Origin of the sequence: Streptomyces sp. P9-2 (assembly GCF_051903975.1) — a bacterium.
Classification (GTDB): Bacteria; Actinomycetota; Actinomycetes; order Streptomycetales; family Streptomycetaceae; genus Streptomyces; species Streptomyces cellulosae.
Genome location: NZ_CP192633.1, coordinates 4,796,072 through 4,812,510, shown reverse-complemented (window position 1 = coordinate 4,812,510; position 16,439 = coordinate 4,796,072). Strand labels below are relative to the sequence as shown.

General features: G+C 71.0%; 19 protein-coding genes and 5 tRNA genes. 6 read left to right on the top strand and 18 right to left on the bottom strand.

Annotated features, from left to right (window positions below):
* Positions 1-18 precede the first annotated feature (18 nt).
* Together thiD and ACQY0Z_RS22140 are read right to left on the bottom strand one after the other, a co-directional pair.
* Positions 19-840: a bifunctional hydroxymethylpyrimidine kinase/phosphomethylpyrimidine kinase gene (gene thiD, locus ACQY0Z_RS22145; RefSeq protein WP_347226422.1), complete on the bottom strand. Its 822-nt coding sequence runs from the start codon at positions 838-840 to the stop codon at positions 19-21.
* Positions 837-1,802, bottom strand: a complete 966-nt coding sequence (locus ACQY0Z_RS22140) for a thiamine-phosphate kinase (protein WP_019523238.1) — start codon at positions 1,800-1,802, stop codon at positions 837-839. Before ACQY0Z_RS22140 ends, thiD begins: the two co-directional genes overlap by 4 nt.
* A gap of 206 nt (positions 1,803-2,008) precedes the next feature.
* Between ACQY0Z_RS22140 and ACQY0Z_RS22135 the strand changes: the two genes are divergently transcribed.
* Entirely contained in the window at positions 2,009-2,242 is a 234-nt protein-coding gene (locus ACQY0Z_RS22135) for an Lrp/AsnC family transcriptional regulator (protein ID WP_004983019.1), read from the top strand.
* Positions 2,243-2,262: 20 nt separating this feature from the next.
* Positions 2,263-2,763 carry a DUF3515 family protein gene (locus tag ACQY0Z_RS22130; protein WP_189903384.1) on the top strand — a complete coding sequence of 167 codons (501 nt, stop codon included), beginning with the start codon at positions 2,263-2,265 and terminating at the stop codon, positions 2,761-2,763.
* A 19-nt stretch (positions 2,764-2,782) separates the two neighbouring features.
* Here the strand turns inward: ACQY0Z_RS22130 and ACQY0Z_RS22125 are convergent, their stop codons facing one another.
* The 3 genes from ACQY0Z_RS22125 to ACQY0Z_RS22115 all read right to left on the bottom strand — a co-directional run bounded on the left by ACQY0Z_RS22125 (position 2,783) and on the right by ACQY0Z_RS22115 (position 5,861).
* Positions 2,783-3,940: a D-alanine--D-alanine ligase family protein gene (locus ACQY0Z_RS22125; protein WP_189903382.1), complete on the bottom strand. Its 1,158-nt coding sequence runs from the start codon at positions 3,938-3,940 to the stop codon at positions 2,783-2,785.
* 92 nt (positions 3,941-4,032) lie between these two features.
* A complete protein-coding gene (locus ACQY0Z_RS22120) occupies positions 4,033-5,043 on the bottom strand; it encodes an NAD(P)H-dependent glycerol-3-phosphate dehydrogenase (protein ID WP_189903380.1) in 1,011 nt (336 codons plus the stop codon).
* The gene (locus ACQY0Z_RS22115; protein WP_189903379.1) at positions 5,040-5,861 is read right to left on the bottom strand and encodes a lysophospholipid acyltransferase family protein; all 822 of its coding nucleotides are present in this window, start codon (positions 5,859-5,861) and stop codon (positions 5,040-5,042) included. The genes ACQY0Z_RS22120 and ACQY0Z_RS22115 overlap by 4 nt, the downstream gene beginning before the upstream one ends.
* Before the next feature lie 175 nt (positions 5,862-6,036).
* On the opposite strand from ACQY0Z_RS22115, the gene cofC reads away from it, so the two are divergent.
* Positions 6,037-6,675, top strand: a complete 639-nt coding sequence (gene cofC / locus ACQY0Z_RS22110; RefSeq protein ID WP_189903377.1) for a 2-phospho-L-lactate guanylyltransferase — start codon at positions 6,037-6,039, stop codon at positions 6,673-6,675.
* A 10-nt stretch (positions 6,676-6,685) separates the two neighbouring features.
* A complete protein-coding gene (locus tag ACQY0Z_RS22105) occupies positions 6,686-6,889 on the top strand; it encodes a hypothetical protein (RefSeq protein ID WP_031024169.1) in 204 nt (67 codons plus the stop codon).
* Positions 6,890-6,988: 99 nt separating this feature from the next.
* Here the strand turns inward: ACQY0Z_RS22105 and ACQY0Z_RS22100 are convergent, their stop codons facing one another.
* From ACQY0Z_RS22100 to leuC, 4 genes are all read right to left on the bottom strand, one after another.
* Positions 6,989-7,627, bottom strand: a complete 639-nt coding sequence (locus ACQY0Z_RS22100) for an HU family DNA-binding protein (protein WP_189903375.1) — start codon at positions 7,625-7,627, stop codon at positions 6,989-6,991.
* Positions 7,628-7,763: 136 nt separating this feature from the next.
* Positions 7,764-7,994: a hypothetical protein gene (locus ACQY0Z_RS22095; protein WP_189903373.1), complete on the bottom strand. Its 231-nt coding sequence runs from the start codon at positions 7,992-7,994 to the stop codon at positions 7,764-7,766.
* A 277-nt stretch (positions 7,995-8,271) separates the two neighbouring features.
* The gene (gene leuD / locus ACQY0Z_RS22090) at positions 8,272-8,865 is read right to left on the bottom strand and encodes a 3-isopropylmalate dehydratase small subunit (RefSeq protein WP_189903371.1); all 594 of its coding nucleotides are present in this window, start codon (positions 8,863-8,865) and stop codon (positions 8,272-8,274) included.
* 6 nt (positions 8,866-8,871) lie between these two features.
* On the bottom strand, positions 8,872-10,302 hold the full coding sequence (leuC, locus tag ACQY0Z_RS22085) for a 3-isopropylmalate dehydratase large subunit (RefSeq protein WP_189903369.1): 1,431 nt from the start codon (positions 10,300-10,302) through the stop codon (positions 8,872-8,874).
* A gap of 193 nt (positions 10,303-10,495) precedes the next feature.
* On the opposite strand from leuC, the gene ndgR reads away from it, so the two are divergent.
* Positions 10,496-11,209 carry an IclR family transcriptional regulator NdgR gene (ndgR, locus tag ACQY0Z_RS22080; protein WP_006130487.1) on the top strand — a complete coding sequence of 238 codons (714 nt, stop codon included), beginning with the start codon at positions 10,496-10,498 and terminating at the stop codon, positions 11,207-11,209.
* Positions 11,210-11,283: 74 nt separating this feature from the next.
* Here ndgR and ACQY0Z_RS22075 read toward each other — a convergent pair whose 3' ends face one another.
* Positions 11,284-11,844, bottom strand: a complete 561-nt coding sequence (locus ACQY0Z_RS22075) for a DUF4188 domain-containing protein (RefSeq protein WP_439812703.1) — start codon at positions 11,842-11,844, stop codon at positions 11,284-11,286.
* A gap of 87 nt (positions 11,845-11,931) precedes the next feature.
* Here ACQY0Z_RS22075 and ACQY0Z_RS22070 point away from each other — a divergent pair, with 87 nt between their 5' ends.
* Positions 11,932-12,576 carry a MerR family transcriptional regulator gene (locus ACQY0Z_RS22070; RefSeq protein WP_254586436.1) on the top strand — a complete coding sequence of 215 codons (645 nt, stop codon included), beginning with the start codon at positions 11,932-11,934 and terminating at the stop codon, positions 12,574-12,576.
* A gap of 47 nt (positions 12,577-12,623) precedes the next feature.
* Here ACQY0Z_RS22070 and ACQY0Z_RS22065 read toward each other — a convergent pair.
* From ACQY0Z_RS22065 to ACQY0Z_RS22030, 8 genes are all read right to left on the bottom strand, one after another.
* Positions 12,624-12,696 (bottom strand) — tRNA-Glu (locus ACQY0Z_RS22065).
* A gap of 27 nt (positions 12,697-12,723) precedes the next feature.
* Positions 12,724-12,795, bottom strand: a tRNA-Gln gene (locus ACQY0Z_RS22060).
* A gap of 21 nt (positions 12,796-12,816) precedes the next feature.
* Positions 12,817-12,889: transfer RNA gene (locus ACQY0Z_RS22055), tRNA-Glu, on the bottom strand.
* A gap of 62 nt (positions 12,890-12,951) precedes the next feature.
* Positions 12,952-13,024 (bottom strand) — tRNA-Glu (locus tag ACQY0Z_RS22050).
* A gap of 39 nt (positions 13,025-13,063) precedes the next feature.
* Positions 13,064-13,135, bottom strand: a tRNA-Gln gene (locus tag ACQY0Z_RS22045).
* 91 nt (positions 13,136-13,226) lie between these two features.
* Complete coding sequence (locus ACQY0Z_RS22040) at positions 13,227-13,958, bottom strand: HAD family hydrolase (protein WP_254586435.1); 732 nt, start codon at positions 13,956-13,958, stop codon at positions 13,227-13,229.
* A 97-nt stretch (positions 13,959-14,055) separates the two neighbouring features.
* Entirely contained in the window at positions 14,056-15,540 is a 1,485-nt protein-coding gene (gene gltX, locus ACQY0Z_RS22035) for a glutamate--tRNA ligase (protein ID WP_189903361.1), read from the bottom strand.
* Complete coding sequence (locus tag ACQY0Z_RS22030; protein ID WP_189903359.1) at positions 15,533-16,309, bottom strand: fumarylacetoacetate hydrolase family protein; 777 nt, start codon at positions 16,307-16,309, stop codon at positions 15,533-15,535. Before ACQY0Z_RS22030 ends, gltX begins: the two co-directional genes overlap by 8 nt.
* Between the last annotated feature and the right edge of the window lie 130 nt (positions 16,310-16,439).

The following is a 16,439-nucleotide window of genomic DNA, read 5'->3' as shown; positions in this document are numbered from 1 at the left end:
CCCACTCCCCGTCGGTCGTCAGGCGTCCCACGGCTCTCCGCGCCGCAGCACCCACCCGTGATCCACCGGGCCGATACCGCCGCCCAGGGCGAAGCCCGACGCCAGCGCTCCGGTGACGTACGTCTTCGCCGCCGTCACCGCCTCCGGGACCGTGTGCCCCAGGGCGAGGTGCGAGGCGATGGCGGAGGCCAGGGTGCAGCCGGTGCCGTGGGTGTGGCGGTTGTCGTGGCGGGGGGCGCGCAGCCAGCGCTCCTCGGTGCCGTCCGTGAGGAGGTCGACGGCCTCCTCCGACGCCCCGCCGGCGAGGTGCCCGCCCTTGATCACCACCCAGCGCGGGCCGAACTCCAGCACGGCCGCGGCGGCCCGCCGCATGTCCGGCTCGGAGGCCACGCGCACGCCGGTGAGTTGCGCGACCTCGTCCAGGTTCGGGGTGACCACGGTCGCCACCGGAAGCAGCTTGGTGCGCACGGAGTCCAGCGCCGACGCCGCGAGCAGCGGGTCGCCGTGCTTGGAGACGCCCACCGGGTCGACGACCTTCGGCGCGTCGGTGTCCGCGAGCAAGTCGGCGACCGTCTCGACGAGTTCGGCCGAGGACAGCATGCCGGTCTTGACCGCCTGCACGCCGATGTCGTCGACCACGCTGCGGTACTGGGCGCGCACCGCCTCCACCGGCAGTTCCCAGGCGCCCTGCACGCCGAGGGAGTTCTGCGCGGTCACCGCGGTGAGCACGCTCATGCCGTGCACGCCGAGCGCGAGCATCGTCTTCAGGTCGGCCTGGATGCCCGCCCCCCCGCCGGAGTCGGAGCCGGCCACCGTGAGGACCCGGGGCGGCGCGCTCATGACTCGATGTCCCCGAAGTGGTCCCAGCCGCCCTGGGTGGTCCAGGGCGCCCCGTCCACCGTCACCTGCGGCAGCGCGGACGGGTTGAGGACCTCCCCGATGACCTTCCAGCGGGCGGGCAGCTTCACGTCCGGCGGGAAGGTGGCCACGATGGCGTGGTCCTCGCCGCCGGTCAGCACCCACTGCATGGGGTCGACGCCGACGGCCTGACCGATGTCGTTCATCTGCGAGGGGATGTCGATCGCGCCGGAGCGGATGTCGATGCGGACCTTGCTGGCCTCGGCGATGTGCCCGAGGTCGGCGATCAGTCCGTCGCTGACGTCGCACATGGCGGTCGCGCCCAGACCGGCGGCGGCCGGGCCCGCGTGGTACGGCGGCTCCGGGCGCCGGTGCGCCTCGACGAAGGCGCGCGGGGAGCGAAAGCCGCGGGAGAGCACGGCGTGCCCGGCCGCGGACCAGCCGAGCCAGCCGGTCACCGCGACGATGTCGCCGGGCTGCGCCCCGCCCCGGGTGACGGGCTCCTGGTTGCGCAGGTCGCCGAGCGCGGTGATGGACACCGTGATGGTGTCGCCGCGTACGACGTCGCCTCCGACGACCGCGGCGCCGGCCACCTGGCACTCGTCGCGCAGACCGTCCATGAGTTCGCTGGGCCACGTCACCGGCAGTTCGGCGGGCACGACCAGGCCGAGCAGCAGCGCGGTCGGCACGGCGCCCATGGCGGCGATGTCGGCGAGGTTCTGGGCGGCGGCCTTGCGGCCGACGTCGTAGGCCGTGGACCAGTCACGGCGGAAGTGGCGTCCCTCCACCAGGACGTCGGTGCTGGCCACGACCCGCCGGTCGGGCGCGGAGACCACGGCGGCGTCGTCGCCGGGGCCGACCCGGACCGCCGGGGTGGTGGTGAGACGGGAGGTGAGCTCCCTGATGAGCCCGAACTCCCCGAGCTCACCAACAGTGCCCTTCATTTCCCTTACGCCCCTTCTATCCCTGTGCGTGCCCGGTCGCGGGTCGTCCGAGTCCTCGTTACGGTCGAACTGACCGTCAACTTCTCCCGTGCCTGTACCCCGGCGCGCAAGCCCCGGTTCCCGCAGGTCTCCCCGCGACGAGCGGCGACGCGATACCGTGGCGTTCCTTTTCCCCACATGATCCTCGTGGCCGCCCTGGAGGTTCCGTGGTACAGGCGTACATCCTGATCCAGACGGAGGTCGGCAAGGCGTCGACCGTCGCCGATCTGATCGGCAAGATCCCTGGAGTCGTCCAGGCCGAGGACGTGACGGGTCCCTACGACGTCATCGTGCGCGCCCAGGCCGACACCGTCGACGACCTGGGACGCATGGTCGTCGCCAAGGTGCAGCAGGTGGACGGCATCACCCGCACCCTGACCTGCCCGGTGGTGCATCTGTAGCCCCCGTCTACCCTGTCCCGGTGAACTCCTTCCGTCACCGGCACGCCGTTTGCTCCGCCCTCGCGGTGCTGATCACCGTCGCGGGCTGCTCCTCGGCAGACGACAACGTGTCCGCGGCGGTTCCCAGCCCGGACGCGAAGGTCACCGAGCTGTGTCAGAACCTGGACAAGGTCCTGCCGGCGACGGTGGACGGTGAGAGCCGCGACGACCCCGAACCCGCGTCCGAACTGACCGCGGGCTGGGGCGGCGTGGCGATCATACTGCGGTGCGGTGTCACGCGGCCGCCGAAGATGACCGATCCCAAGGTCGCGGGCGGCCAGGACGCCGACGCGGTGCCCGGTGGGGTGAACGGCGTCGACTGGCTGATGGAACGGCACGAGGACGGTGTGCAGCGCTTCACCACCGCCAACCGCGAGGCGTACGTCGAGGTCGAGGTGGCCGACGGGCGGGACAGCACGGGTGTGCTGATCGACCTGGCCCCGGCCGTGAAGAAGGCGATCCCCGAGGGGATCGCCTCCTGACACACGCGCGGGGTGCGGCTCAGCGCAGTCCGGTGGACCGGCGCAGCGCCGCCTGGATCAGCAGGTCGACGAGCTCCTGGTAGCCGACGCCGGTCGCCTGCCACATCTGCGGGTACATCGAGATGGGCGTGAAGCCGGGCATGGTGTTGATCTCGTTGATCACGAACTCGCCGTCCTCGGTGAGGAAGAAGTCCGCGCGGACCAGACCCTCGCAGGAGGCGGCGTCGAACGCCTCGACCGCGAGCCGGCGGACCTCGGCCGTCTCCTCGTCGGTCAGCGGCGCCGGCACGACGCCGGGCGTGGAGTCGATGTACTTCGCCTCGAAGTCGTAGTAGGCGTGCGCGTCCGGCGGGGGGATCTCGGCGGGCAGCGAGGCGCGCGGCCCGTCCTCGAACTCCAGCACGCCGCACTCGATCTCGCGTCCGCGCAGCGCCGCCTCGACGAGGATCTTCGGGTCGTGGCGCTGGGCCTCGGCGATGGCGTCGTCCAGCCCGGAGAGGTCGTCGACCTTGGTGATGCCGATGGACGAGCCGGCCCGGGCGGGCTTCACGAACAGCGGCCAGCCGTGCTCGCCGGCGAAGTCGACGATCTTCTTGCGGGCGGCGGCCTCGTCCCGCGCCCACTCGCGCGGCCTGATCACCAGGTACGGGCCGACCTTGAGCCCGAAGGAGGTGAACACCCGCTTCATGTACTCCTTGTCCTGGCCGACGGCCGAGGAGAGCACACCGGAGCCCACGTAGGGGATGCCGGAGAGTTCGAGCAGTCCCTGGAGGGTGCCGTCCTCCCCGTAGGGGCCGTGCAGCACCGGGAAGACCACGTCGACCTCACCGAGTGCCTTGGGCACCGATCCCGGCTCGCTGTACACGACTTCGCGGTCCGCGGGGTCGACGGGGAGCACGACCGCGCCCTCCGTGGACTCGGCCAGCTGGTCGACGGTCGGGGTGCGGCGCTCGGCGATCGCCATGCGTTCCGGTTCGTCGGCGGTGAGCGCCCACCGGCCGTCCTGGGTGATGCCGATCGGCAGGACGTCGTACCTGCTCCGGTCGATGGCCTTGAGGACGGCGCCGGCGGTGACCACGGAGATCCCGTGCTCGGAGCTGCGCCCGCCGAACACGACGGCCACACGCGGCTTGCGCGACGGCGAGTCGGGGCTCTGGGGGAGGTTCTCGGTGCTCATATCGCGACGAGCGTACCCGCTGCCGGAGCGGGGATACAGCGCCCGCAACGCCGTGCGTGGGCCGAACGGAGGGGCCGCCGTCCGGCCGTCGCTCAGCGTCGTTCCGGCTTCGCGCTGCGCGACATCAGCTCCTTCAGCGCCACCTGAGGGGGCTTGCCCTCGTGCACGATCCCGACGACCGTCTCGGTGAGCGGCATGTCGACACCGTGCCGGCGGGCCAGGTCCAGCACCGACTCGCAGGACTTGACGCCCTCGGCGGTCTGCTTGGTGACCGCGATGGTCTCCTGCAGGGTCAGTCCCTTGCCGAGGTTGGTGCCGAAGGTGTGGTTGCGGGACAGCGGCGAGGAGCAGGTGGCCACCAGGTCGCCCAGGCCCGCGAGTCCGGAGAAGGTCAGCGGGTCGGCGCCGAGCGCGACGCCGAGCCGGGTGGTCTCGGCGAGGCCGCGGGTGATGAGCGAGCCCTTGGTGTTGTCGCCGAGGCCCATGCCGTCCGCGATGCCGACGGCGAGCCCGATGACGTTCTTCACCGCGCCGCCCAGCTCGCAGCCGATGACGTCGGTGTTGGTGTACGGCCGGAAGTACGGGGTGTGGCAGGCGGTCTGAAGCCGCCGGGCGACCTCTTCGTCGGTGCAGGCGACGACGGCCGCGGCCGGCATCCGGGCCGCGATCTCGCGGGCCAGGTTGGGGCCGGTGACCACGGCGATCCGCTCCCGGCCGACCTTGGCGACGTCCTCGACGACCTCGCTCATCCGCATCGCGGAGCCGAGTTCGACGCCCTTCATCAGGGACACCAGGACCGTGCGCGGCGCGAGCAGGTCGCGCCACTGGGCGAGGTTGCCGCGCAGCGTCTGCGAGGGCACGGCGAGGACGGTGAAGTCGGCGCCGCGCGCGGCCTCGGCGGCGTCCGAGGTGGCCCGCAGACCGTCGGGGAGTTCGACCCCGGGCAGGTAGTCGGGGTTGGTGCGGGTGGAGTTGATCGCCTCGGCGAGTTCGGGGCGCCGTCCCCACAGGACGACGTCGCAGCCCGCGTCGGCGAGGACCATGCCGAAGGCCGTCCCCCACGATCCGGTGCCGAAGACGGCCGCCTTGACCGGCTTGCTCACGTGCCCAGCCCCTCTTCGCGTACTTCCCGGACGGCGGCGCGCTCGCCCCGGGTGCGGTCCTGCCGCCCGTTACGGCCGTTGCGCTGCGCGTGCGTCCGGCGGCGCTGCTCCATCCGCTCCGTGCGCGGGTCGTAGGGCGTCTCGGGGGCCTTCTCGCCGCGGATCTCCTCCAGCAGGCGGGTCACCGCGGCCATGATCACCTCGGTGGCCTCCTTGAGGAGCTCCGGCGTCATCTCCCGGTCGTAGAAGCGCGAGAGGTCGACCGGCGGGCCGGCCAGCACCCTGCTGGTCTTGCGCGGGAACAGCCGCGGCTTCTTCGCGTACGGCGGGAGGAGTTCGTTGGCGCCCCACTGGGCGACCGGGACGACCGGACACTTGGTCTGCAGGGCGACGCGCGCGGCGCCGGTCTTGCCGGTCATGGGCCAGCCGTCCGGGTCCCGGGTGAGGGTGCCCTCGGGATAGAAGGCGACGCACTCGCCGCGCTCCACGGCGTCGATGGCGGCGCGGAAGGCGCTCAGGGCGTCCGTGCTCTCGCGGTAGACGGGGATCTGCCCGGTGCCGCGCATCGCGGCGCCGACGAATCCCTTGCTGAAAAGCCCGCTCTTCGCGAGGAATCGCGGAACACGGCCGGTGTTGTACTGGAAGTGCGCGTAGGCCAAAGGATCGATGTGCGAATTGTGGTTCACCGCGGTGATGAATCCACCCTCGGCCGGAATGTTCTCCATTCCGCGCCAGTCCCGCTTGAGCAGTACCACCAGCGGCGGTTTGCAGATCACCGCGGCGAAGCGGTACCAGAAGCCGATTCTGCGGCGCGGCACGAGTACACCTTCCTCTTACGGACGACAGGCCCAGGTCCCGGCCCCCTCAAGGCCGGGCGGGCCGCACAAGTGTCGCCCCGGGCCGCCGGTCTGTCGAGAACACCGTACGCCCGGTCCCGCGGCCGTCGGCCGCCCCGGGGGACAATGGCCGTGACAAGAGAGGGACGCAACACTCGTGCAGTGGACCTTGGTGGTACCCCTGAAGCCCTTGCCGCAGGCCAAGAGCAGGCTGGCGGACACCGCGGACGACGGTCTGCGGCCGGGTCTGGCGCTGGCGTTCGCGCAGGACACGGTGGCCGCCGCGCTCGGCTGCCCGGCGGTGCGGGATGTGGTGGTCGTCACCAACGACGCCCTGGCCGCGCGTGAGCTGGCGGCTCTGGGCGCCGGGACCGTCCCCGACCTTCCGCGGGCCGGGCTCAACGCCGCGCTCGCCCATGCCGCGACGGTGGTGGGCGCCGCCCGCCGCGCGGCCTCGGTGGCGGCGCTGAACGCGGATCTGCCGGCGCTGCGCTCGTCCGAACTGGCCCGTGTGCTGGACGCGGCGACGGAATTCCCGCGGTCCTTCCTCGCGGATTCCGCGGGACTCGGCACGACGCTTCTCGCCGCGACCCGCGGCCGTGAACTCCGTCCGCGTTTCGGCGTCGGTTCGCGTGCCCGGCACCGGGCGTCCGGCGCGGTGGAGCTCGACCTCGACGCGGTCGACTCGGTACGCCAGGACGTGGACACCGGCGGGGATCTGCGGGCGGCGCTGGCGCTGGGTGTCGGTCCCCGCACGGCCGCGGCCGCCGCGCGGCTGCCCGCGGGGCAGCAGTAGGCTGCCGCACATGCAGGCCACCGCGTACACCTACGACCCCGACAGCCGCAGCGGTCAGGTGCTGCTGGACGACGGCACCCCGGTCCCCTTCGACGCCGCGGCGTTCGACGCGGGCGGCCTGAGGCTGCTGCGTCCCGGGCAGCGGGTGCGGCTGGAGACGGAGGGCGAGGGCGCGTCCCTGCGGATCACGCTGGTGACTCTGCAGACGTTCTGACGCGCGCGGGCGGACCCGGACACACCGCGGGCCGGACTCCCGGGGGAGTCCGGCCCGACACGTGAGTACCGCTTGCCCGAAGGGGGGACGAGGCGTCCGCTACTTCTTGCGGGCGGTGGTCTTCTTGGCGGTGGTCTTGCGCGCGGTCGACTTCTTGGCGGGGGCCTTCTTGGCCGTCGCCTTCTTCGCCGGGGCCTTCTTGGCCGTGGTCTTCTTCGCGGCGGTGCTCTTGGCCGCGGCCGTCGACTTGGCGGGGGCCTTCTTCGCGGCGGTCTTGCTCGCCGTGGTCTTGGCGGTGGCCTTCTTGGCCGTGGTCTTCTTCGCGGCCGCCTTCTTGGCGGTGGCGGCCTTCTTGGCCGTGGTCTTCTTCGCCGCGGCCTTCTTCACCGTCGCCGAAGCGCCGCCGGTGAGGCTGCCCTTGGGAGCCTTCTTCACGGCGACCTCGCCGCCGCGCGGCAGCTTCTTCGAGCCGCTGACCAGGTCCTTGAAGCCCTGGCCGGCGCGGAAACGCGGGACGGAGGTCTTCTTGACCCGAACCCGCTCGCCCGTCTGGGGGTTGCGGGCGTAGCGGGCGGGACGGTCGACCTTCTCGAACGAACCGAAGCCGGTCACCGAGACCCGCTCCCCCGCGACGACCGCGCGGACGATGGCGTCCAGTACGTGGTCGACGGCGTCGGCGGCCTGCTGGCGGCCGCCCACCTTGTCGGCAATCGCTTCTACGAGCTGCGCCTTGTTCACGTCTTCCCCTTCGGAGACATCGCCAGAACGAATGTGTTCAAGCTTTTTCGCACGTTAGGCAGATATATACCGCAAATCAAACACGAAACGGGCTAATCACCCTTGTGCCGCAACGAACTCGGTTGTCTCGACTGGTTCAGCGTTCCTCGTCGGGGATCCGTCCCTCGTCGAGGTCCGCCATGAACCGCTCCAGACGCCTTGCCGCACCGGCGAGATCGTGCTTGGCCGCGGCCGTAATGACCAACAGCTTCCGGGTCAGCGCCATCCGTACGCCCTCCGGGACTTGCAGTGCGCGCACCCTCGAGTGCGCTTGCTTGAGCCGGACCGCGACCGCCGTATAGAGCTGGAGTTGGCCGTCGTGTTCCATGCACAGATTGTGCCATCTGGGGCGAGTTGTCGCCTGCCCAGGGGGCAACTGCCGCGCCGGACAGCCGTCCGCACACACCCGGGATCCACGGCCACGTGACACGTGTACCCCGGCAACCACCTTCTTAACGTGGCAAGTTGGCGGCCCTCAAGACGGCACGCGGGGCCGAACGGGTACGAAGAAGCCCGTACCCCCGATCGGTCCGATCGGGGGTACGGGCTTCGATGACGCGGTGGCCGAAAGTCGACCTCCGCCGAGGACTTCGGCGGCGCGAAGGTCAGGCCGTGAGGGTCCGCGGCTTGAACGACGGACGCGTCGCCTCGTACGCGGCGATGTCCGCCTCGTTCTGCAGCGTGATGGAGATGTCGTCGAGGCCGTTCAGCAGCCGCCAGCGGGAGTTCTCGTCCAGCTCGAAGGGGGCGTTGACGCCCTCGGCGCGCACCTCGCGGGCCTCGAGGTCGACGGTGATCTCCGCGGTGGGGTCGGCCTCGGTGAGCTCCCACAGGGCGTCGACGGTCTTCTGGTCGAGGACGACCGTCAGCAGGCCGTTCTTCAGCGAGTTGCCGCGGAAGATGTCGGCGAAGCGGGAGGAGATCACGGCCTTGAAGCCGTAGTTCTGCAGCGCCCAGACGGCGTGCTCACGGGAGGAGCCGGTGCCGAAGTCGGGGCCGGCCACCAGGACCGTGGCGCCCTCGCGCTCGGGCCGGTTGAGCACGAACTCGGGGTCCTTGCGCCAGGCCTCGAACAGCCCGTCCTCGAACCCGTCCCGCGTGACCTTCTTGAGCCAGTGGGCAGGGATGATCTGGTCGGTGTCGACGTTGGAGCGGCGCAGCGGGACGGCCCGGCCGGTGTGGGTGGTGAATGCTTCCATGACTGATCAGACTCCAGCGGGCGTGCGGTCGTCGGCGGCGGCGAGGTCGGCCGGGGAGGCCAGGTGGCCGAGGACCGCGGTGGCCGCGGCGACCTGCGGGGACACCAGGTGCGTCCGGCCGCCCTTGCCCTGCCGGCCCTCGAAGTTGCGGTTGGAGGTGGAGGCGGAGCGCTCACCGGGGGCGAGCTGGTCCGGGTTCATGCCCAGGCACATCGAGCAGCCCGCGTGCCGCCACTCGGCGCCGGCCTCCTTGAAGACCACGTCCAGTCCCTCGGAGACGGCCTGCAGACCCACCCGCGCGGAGCCGGGGACGACCAGCATCCGTACGCCGTCGGCGACTTTGCGGCCCTTGATGACGTCCGCGGCGGCGCGCAGGTCCTCGATGCGGCCGTTGGTGCAGGAACCTACGAAGACGGTGTCCACCTTGATGGAGCGCAGCGGCTGACCGGCCTCCAACCCCATGTACTCCAGGGCCTTTTCGGCGGCGAGCCGCTCCGAGGCGTCCTCGTACGAGGCGGGGTCGGGGACCGACGCGGAAAGCGGCGCGCCCTGGCCCGGGTTGGTGCCCCAGGTGACGAACGGCGACAGCTCGGAGGCCTCGATGACGACCTCGGCGTCGAACTCGGCGTCGTCGTCGGACTTCAGCGTCTTCCAGTAGGCGACGGCCGCGTCCCAGTCCTCGCCCTTGGGGGCGTGCGGACGGCCCTCGAGGTAGGCGAAGGTCGTCTCGTCGGGGGCGATCATGCCCGCGCGGGCGCCGGCCTCGATCGACATGTTGCAGATGGTCATCCGGGCCTCCATCGAGAGCTTCTCGATGGCCTCGCCGCGGTACTCCAGGACGTAGCCCTGGCCGCCGCCCGTGCCGATCTTCGCGATGATCGCCAGGATCAGGTCCTTGGCGGTGACGCCCTCGGGCAGCTCGCCGTTGACCGTGATCGCCATGGTCTTGGGGCGGGCCATCGGCAGCGTCTGGGTCGCCAGGACGTGCTCGACCTGGGAGGTGCCGATACCGAAGGCCAGTCCGCCGAAGGCGCCGTGGGTGGAGGTGTGGGAGTCGCCGCACACCACCGTCATGCCGGGCTGGGTCAGGCCCAGCTGCGGGCCGACGACGTGCACGACGCCCTGCTCGACGTCGCCCAGCGGGTGCAGCCGGACGCCGAACTCCGCGCAGTTCTTGCGCAGCGTCTCCAGCTGGACCCGGGAGACCGGGTCCGCGATCGGCTTGTCGATGTCGAGGGTCGGGGTGTTGTGGTCCTCGGTCGCGATGGTGAGGTCGAGACGGCGCACCCGGCGGCCGTTCTTGCGGAGGCCGTCGAAGGCCTGGGGGCTGGTCACCTCGTGCAGCAGGTGCAGATCGATGAAGAGGAGGTCGGGCTCGCCCTCGGCGCGCCGGACGACGTGGTCGTCCCAGACCTTCTCCGCGAGTGTCCTACCCATCGCTTTCCCTCCGGCCGGCACGTTGCCCTCCGGCCCAACTAGAGATCTGTGAGACGGCGCCCGCGCCCCTGACACCGGGCGTCCGCCGTCAGGCCCGGTGGTCCACGGGCCGCGTTGCTTCGTGCTTCAAGAGTGGCGGGTTCCACGAGAAATTGAACTTGCGTTTCACAGAGTGAGACGCAAGTATCGTTGCATGGACAACAGTAGCGGCGTCGGCGTTCTGGACAAGGCAGCACTCGTCCTGAGCGCCCTGGAGTCCGGCCCGGCCACCCTCGCGGGGTTGGTCGGTGCCACCGGACTGGCACGACCCACGGCCCACCGTCTCGCGGTGGCGCTGGAGCACCACCGCATGGTGGCGCGAGACATGCAGGGGCGGTTCATCCTGGGTCCGCGCCTGGCCGAACTGGCCGCGGCCGCGGGCGAGGACCGGCTGCTCGCCACGGCGGGCCCGGTGCTGACCCACCTGCGCGACGTGACGGGCGAGAGCGCCCAGCTCTACCGCCGCCAGGGCGACATGCGCATCTGCGTCGCCGCGGCGGAGCGCCTGTCCGGACTGCGGGACACGGTACCGGTGGGCTCCACGCTCACCATGAAGGCCGGTTCGTCGGCGCAGATCCTCATGGCGTGGGAGGAGCCCGAGCGGCTGCACCGCGGCCTGCAGGGCGCCCGTTTCACGGCGACGGCCCTCTCCGGCGTACGGCGCCGCGGCTGGGCCCAGTCGATCGGTGAGCGCGAGCCGGGCGTGGCGTCCGTCTCGGCGCCGGTGCGCGGCCCGTCGAACCGCGTGGTGGCGGCCGTGTCGGTCTCCGGCCCCATCGAGCGTCTGACGCGTCACCCGGGCCGGATGCACGCCCAGGCCGTCATCGACGCCGCCGCCCGCCTCTCCGAGGCTCTCCGGCGCTCCTGAGCGCCCTCCTCGTCCACCGAACCCGTCCGCGGGAACGGGTCCGCCTCAACGCCGCGGCGGACCCCTCCCCCGCCTCACGCGCCGTCGGCCACCGCCGACGGCGCAGTCTTTTCCGCCCCTTCGGGCCGCGCGGACCCCTCCGGCCGGTACGCGAACCGGTCCTTGGCGCGCCGGCCGCGCTTCTCCAGCCGTATCTGCCCGTGCGCGGCGGCGAGTCCGAACGCCGGCATGTCGGCGTAGATCGCCTCGTAGTTGCCCTGCGGCACCACGTACGCCTCGTGCCAGAGCCCGACATGGCCCCGCACCCTGCCGGCGCGCTCCTTGCCGTTGACGAACGTCCACGCGCGGTGATGGACCGTGCCCGGGGCGTGCGCGTAGGCGTAGAGCTTCTCCTTGGACTCCCAGTACTGGACGACGTAGTAGGTCCGCGGGGAGGCCATGAGCAGGACGTGGCTGAGCAGTCCGCTCCCGGGGCGCCTGCCGAGCTCGCGCAGCATGCGCGGCATGGAGGCCAGTACGGGCAGCCAGTGGTGCACCGCCCAGAAGTGGTTGATACGCATCCCGATCAGCAGGACGACGACGTCGCCCTCCGCCGCCGCGGTGGTGCGCTCGGCGACCCCGAACCTGCGCCGCATGTCTCACTCCCGGATCCATAGGGTGGCCTGGACGGGTTCCCGGAGGAACTCTTGGATAGTCTCGCTATCCCATGAAAGGCGCAAGAGGTGCGGCTGGCTGAACTGAGCGAACGCAGCGGTGTGTCCACCGCGACGATCAAGTACTACCTGCGCGAAGGGCTGCTGCCGCCCGGCCGCCGCGTCAACGCGACGACGGCCGACTACGACGAGGAGCACTTGCGCCGGCTGCGGCTGGTGCGCGCGCTGATCCAGGTCGGCGGCATCCCGGTGGCCAGGGCCCGTGAGGTGCTGAGCCACATCGACGACGACTCCCTGGGCCGCACGATCCGCCTGGGCGCGGCGCTGTGGGCGCTGCCACAGGACCCGGAGCCGGACGAGGGGGACCCGGACGTGGTGGCGGCCCGCGCGGAGGTGGACCGGCTACTGGAGACGCTGGGCTGGGAGACCTCGCGGGAGCTGGCCACCCTCTCCCCCGTGCACCGCTCGCTGGTGGTGGCGGTCGCCACACTGCGGCGGCTCGGTTACCCGTGGGACGCGGAGCTGATGGCGCCGTACGCGCGGCTGATGCACCAGGTGGCGTCCCGGCAGCTCGACTTCATGGAGACGTACGACTCGCTGAAGGAGCAGGTGGAGGTGGCCGTGGCGTCCGCGGTGCTGTTCGAGCCGGTGCTGCGTGCGCTGCACCGGCTGGCGCAGGAGGAGGAGTCGGCCCGCCGGTACGGCATCGAGTGACGGACAGCACGAAAGCCCCCCACCGAGGTGGAGGGCTTTCGCCGGTGTACCCCCGACCGGATTCGAACCGGCGCTACCGCCTTGAGAGGGCGGCGTGCTAGGCCGCTACACAACGGGGGCGTGGATCACGCGTTTCCGCAGATCCTGCTGGTCTACCTGGACTCGAACCAAGACTAACTGAACCAGAATCAGTCGTGCTGCCAATTACACCATAGACCAATGATGGTTTAGACCAGTCAGTACCCCCGACCGGATTCGAACCGGCGCTACCGCCTTGAGAGGGCGGCGTGCTAGGCCGCTACACAACGGGGGCCCTAGCGATCCTGCATCGGGGACAGGGGGAGCTACCCTGGCTGTCCTCGCGGGAAGGATCTGTACCCCCGACCGGATTCGAACCGGCGCTACTGCCTTGAGAGGGCAGCGTGCTAGGCCGCTACACAACGGGGGCTTGCGGATGTGATCCGCGGGTGCAGATGAGCTCTGCGAGCTGGCCTACCTGGACTCGAACCAAGACTAACTGAACCAGAATCAGTCGTGCTGCCAATTACACCATAGGCCACTGGAACGCAAGCCCCGGAGGGGATCTCGTTCAAGTTCTACGCTTCGGGGCTCCGGCCTTCCGGCCCGCTCCCCGCGGCGCAGGAAGAACATTACCTGAAGGACGACGACGCTCCAAAACGAGTATCGCCGCGCAGCAGGGACGGCAGTTCGGCGAGGGACGCGATGCGGCGCGGACCGGCCGGGGGCTCCAGGGTGGCGTGGGCGTCGCAGCGGTCGATCCACACCGAGAGCAGCCCGGCCTCGGCGGCGCCCCGGCCGTCGATCTCCGGATGGTCCCCGACGTAGGCCACCTGTTCCGGGGGCAGCGCGAGAGCGTCGCAGGCGGCCAGGAAGGCGCCGGGCTCCGGCTTGGAGACGCCCAGCTCGGCGGCGCACAGGATCGCCTCGAAGCGGTCGTGCACGCCCAGCACCCGCAGCTTGCGGTCCTGCACATGCAGGCTGGAGTTGGAGAGCACGGCGTGCCGGTGGCTGCCGGCGAGGGCGTCCAGCACGGGCAGCACGTCCGGGAACAGGCTCCAGGCGGACTCGTAGTGGACCAGGTAGCGGTCGAACCAGTCGTCCGCCTCGGCGTCGGTCAGCTCACGCCCGAGGAACACCCGGGTGCGGTCGCGGCGCTGGGTCTCGAAGTCGACCTCGCCGGCGGCGAACCGCGCCCACTGCCGGTCGGTGATCTCCCGCCAGCGCGCCAGCGCCTCCTCGACGGAGCCGTACCCCGCGAGCAGCCCCTCGGTGACGAGATGGGCGCGCATGCCCTCACGGTCGGCGGAGGTGTAGTCGAACAGCGTGTCGTCGACGTCCCAGACCACGGCGCGGATGTCCATGCCACCGACGGTACCGGGACGGGCCGGAGGACACGGGGGAACGCGAAGGGGCGGCCCCGGAGATCTCCGGGGCCGCCCCTGAACAGCGGGTGCGAGGTCAGCCGGCGAGCCGCGCCAGGGCCGCGTCGATGCGGGCCAGGGACTTCTCCTTGCCCAGCACCTCGAGGGACTCGAAGAGCGGCAGGCCGACGGTGCGGCCGGTGACGGCGACGCGGACCGGCGCCTGGGCCTTGCCGAGCTTGAGGCCATGGGCCTCGCCGGCGGCCAGGACGGCCTCCTTCAGCGACTCTGCGGAGGTCCAGTCGGCGGCCTCCAGGTTCTCCCGGGCGGTGCGCAGCAGGGCGTCGGAGCCCTCCTTCATCGCCTTGTTCCAGGACGCCTCGTCGAAGACCGGCTCCGGCAGGAACAGGAAGTCGACGTTGTCGGTGATCTCCGACAGCACCTTCACCCGGGTCTGCGCGTGCGGCGCGATGGCCTGCCACTTGGCCTCGTCGAAGGCCTCCGGGGCCCAGGGGGCGTGGGGGGCCTGGAGCCAGGGGCGGCAGCGCTCGGCGAAGTCCTTCACGTCCAGCATGCGGATGTGGTCGGCGTTGATCGCCTCGCACTTCTTGAGGTCGAAGCGCGCCGGGTTGGGGTTGACGTCGGAGACGTCGAAGGCGGCGACCATCTCGTCGATCGTGAAGACGTCCTGGTCCGCGGAGAGCGACCAGCCGAGCAGCGAGAGGTAGTTGAGCAGGCCCTCGGGCAGGAAGCCGCGCTCGCGGTAGAGGTTGAGCGAGGACTGCGGGTCGCGCTTGGAGAGCTTCTTGTTGCCCTCGCCCATCACGTACGGCAGGTGGCCGAAGGCGGGGATCTCCTTGGCGACGCCCAGCTCGATCAGCGCCTTGTACAGCGCGATCTGGCGCGGGGTGGAGGAGAGCAGGTCCTCGCCGCGCAGGACGTGGGTGATCTCCATCAGGGCGTCGTCGACCGGGTTGACCAGCGTGTACAGCGGGGCGCCGTTGGCGCGCACGATGCCGTAGTCCGGCACGTTCTCCGGCTGGTAGGTGATCTCGCCGCGGACCAGGTCGGTGAAGGTGATCGCCTCGTCGGGCATCCGGAAGCGGACGATCGGCTCGCGGCCCTGCGCCTGGTACTGCTCGACCTGCGCGGCGGTGAGCTCGCGGCAGTGTCCGTCGTAGCCGGACGGCTTGCCGGCGGCGCGGGCGGCCTCGCGGCGGCTGTCCAGCTCCTCCTGGGAGCAGTAGCAGTGGTAGGCGTACCCGCCGTCGAGCAGCTTCCGTGCCACGTCGCGGTAGATGTCCATGCGCTGCGACTGGCGGTACGGCGCGTGCGGGCCGCCGACCTCGGGGCCCTCGTCCCAGTCGAAGCCCAGCCAGCGCATGGAGTCCAGCAGCTGGTTGTAGGACTCCTCGGAGTCGCGGGCCGCGTCGGTGTCCTCGATGCGGAAGACCAGGGTGCCGCCGTGGTGCTTGGCGAACGCCCAGTTGAACAGGGCGGTGCGGACCAGGCCCACGTGGGGGTTACCGGTGGGCGACGGGCAGAAACGGACGCGTACGGAGGAGCCGGATGCGCTAGCCACGCTTGACAACCTTGTTGGTGAGAGTGCCGATGCCTTCGATGGTGACGGCGACCTCGTCGCCGACGTGGAGGGGGCCGACCCCAGCCGGGGTGCCCGTGAGGATGACGTCGCCCGGGAGCAGCGTCATGGCCTCGGAGATGTTGACGATCAGGTCCTCGATCGAGTGGATCATCTCGCTGGTGCGGCCGAGCTGGCGCTGGCCGCCGTTGACGGTGAGCTGGATCGTCAGGTCGTGCGGGTCGAGGTCGGTCTCCACCCAGGGGCCGAGCGGGCAGGAGGTGTCGAAGCCCTTGGCCCGGGCCCACTGCTTCTCGCGCTTCTGGACGTCGCGCGCGGTGACGTCGTTGGCGCAGGTGTAGCCGAAGATCACGTCCTTGACGCGTTCGCGCGGGACCTCGCGGCAGAGCCGGCCGATGACCACGGCGAGCTCGGCCTCGTGGTGCACGTCCTGCGAGAAGGAGGGGTACTGGATCTCGTCGCCGGGGCCGACGACCGAGGTGGCGGGCTTGAAGAAGGCGAAGGGGGCGTCGGGCACCTCGTTGCCCATCTCCTTCGCGTGGTCCGCGTAGTTGCGCCCGAAGGCCACCACCTTGTTGGGGAGCACCGGGGGCAGCAGCCTGACCTTGCTCACCGGGACCTTGGTGCCGGAGAGTTCGAAGTCCGCGAACGGGATGCCCTTGATGATGTCCAGGACGAGCTCGTCCTGCTTCTCGCCCTCGACCGCGCCGAAGGCGACGTTCCCGTCGATGGAGAATCTGGCGATGCGCACGGGATGCTGGTCCCCTTGACTGAAGCGGCTGGAGTCTGACGCTCCAGGCTAACGCGCAGGGGTGCCGGCCCGGCGCACCGACGAGGGGCGCCCCACCTCGGCGGGTGGGGCGCCCCTTGTGGGCGCGCGG

Bases quoted from the DNA above. Each gene is read 5' to 3' on its own strand.
- thiD (WP_347226422.1), bottom strand. From the start codon at position 840: ATGAGCGCGCCGCCCCGGGTCCTCACGGTGGCCGGCTCCGACTCCGGC.
- ACQY0Z_RS22140 (WP_019523238.1), bottom strand. From the start codon at position 1,802: ATGAAGGGCACTGTTGGTGAGCTCGGGGAGTTCGGGCTCATCAGGGAG.
- ACQY0Z_RS22125 (WP_189903382.1), bottom strand. From the start codon at position 3,940: ATGAGCACCGAGAACCTCCCCCAGAGCCCCGACTCGCCGTCGCGCAAG.
- ACQY0Z_RS22105 (WP_031024169.1), top strand. From the start codon at position 6,686: ATGCAGGCCACCGCGTACACCTACGACCCCGACAGCCGCAGCGGTCAG.
- ACQY0Z_RS22095 (WP_189903373.1), bottom strand. From the start codon at position 7,994: ATGGAACACGACGGCCAACTCCAGCTCTATACGGCGGTCGCGGTCCGG.
- leuD (WP_189903371.1), bottom strand. From the start codon at position 8,865: ATGGAAGCATTCACCACCCACACCGGCCGGGCCGTCCCGCTGCGCCGC.
- leuC (WP_189903369.1), bottom strand. From the start codon at position 10,302: ATGGGTAGGACACTCGCGGAGAAGGTCTGGGACGACCACGTCGTCCGG.
- ndgR (WP_006130487.1), top strand. From the start codon at position 10,496: ATGGACAACAGTAGCGGCGTCGGCGTTCTGGACAAGGCAGCACTCGTC.
- ACQY0Z_RS22075 (WP_439812703.1), bottom strand. From the start codon at position 11,844: ATGCGGCGCAGGTTCGGGGTCGCCGAGCGCACCACCGCGGCGGCGGAG.
- ACQY0Z_RS22040 (WP_254586435.1), bottom strand. From the start codon at position 13,958: ATGGACATCCGCGCCGTGGTCTGGGACGTCGACGACACGCTGTTCGAC.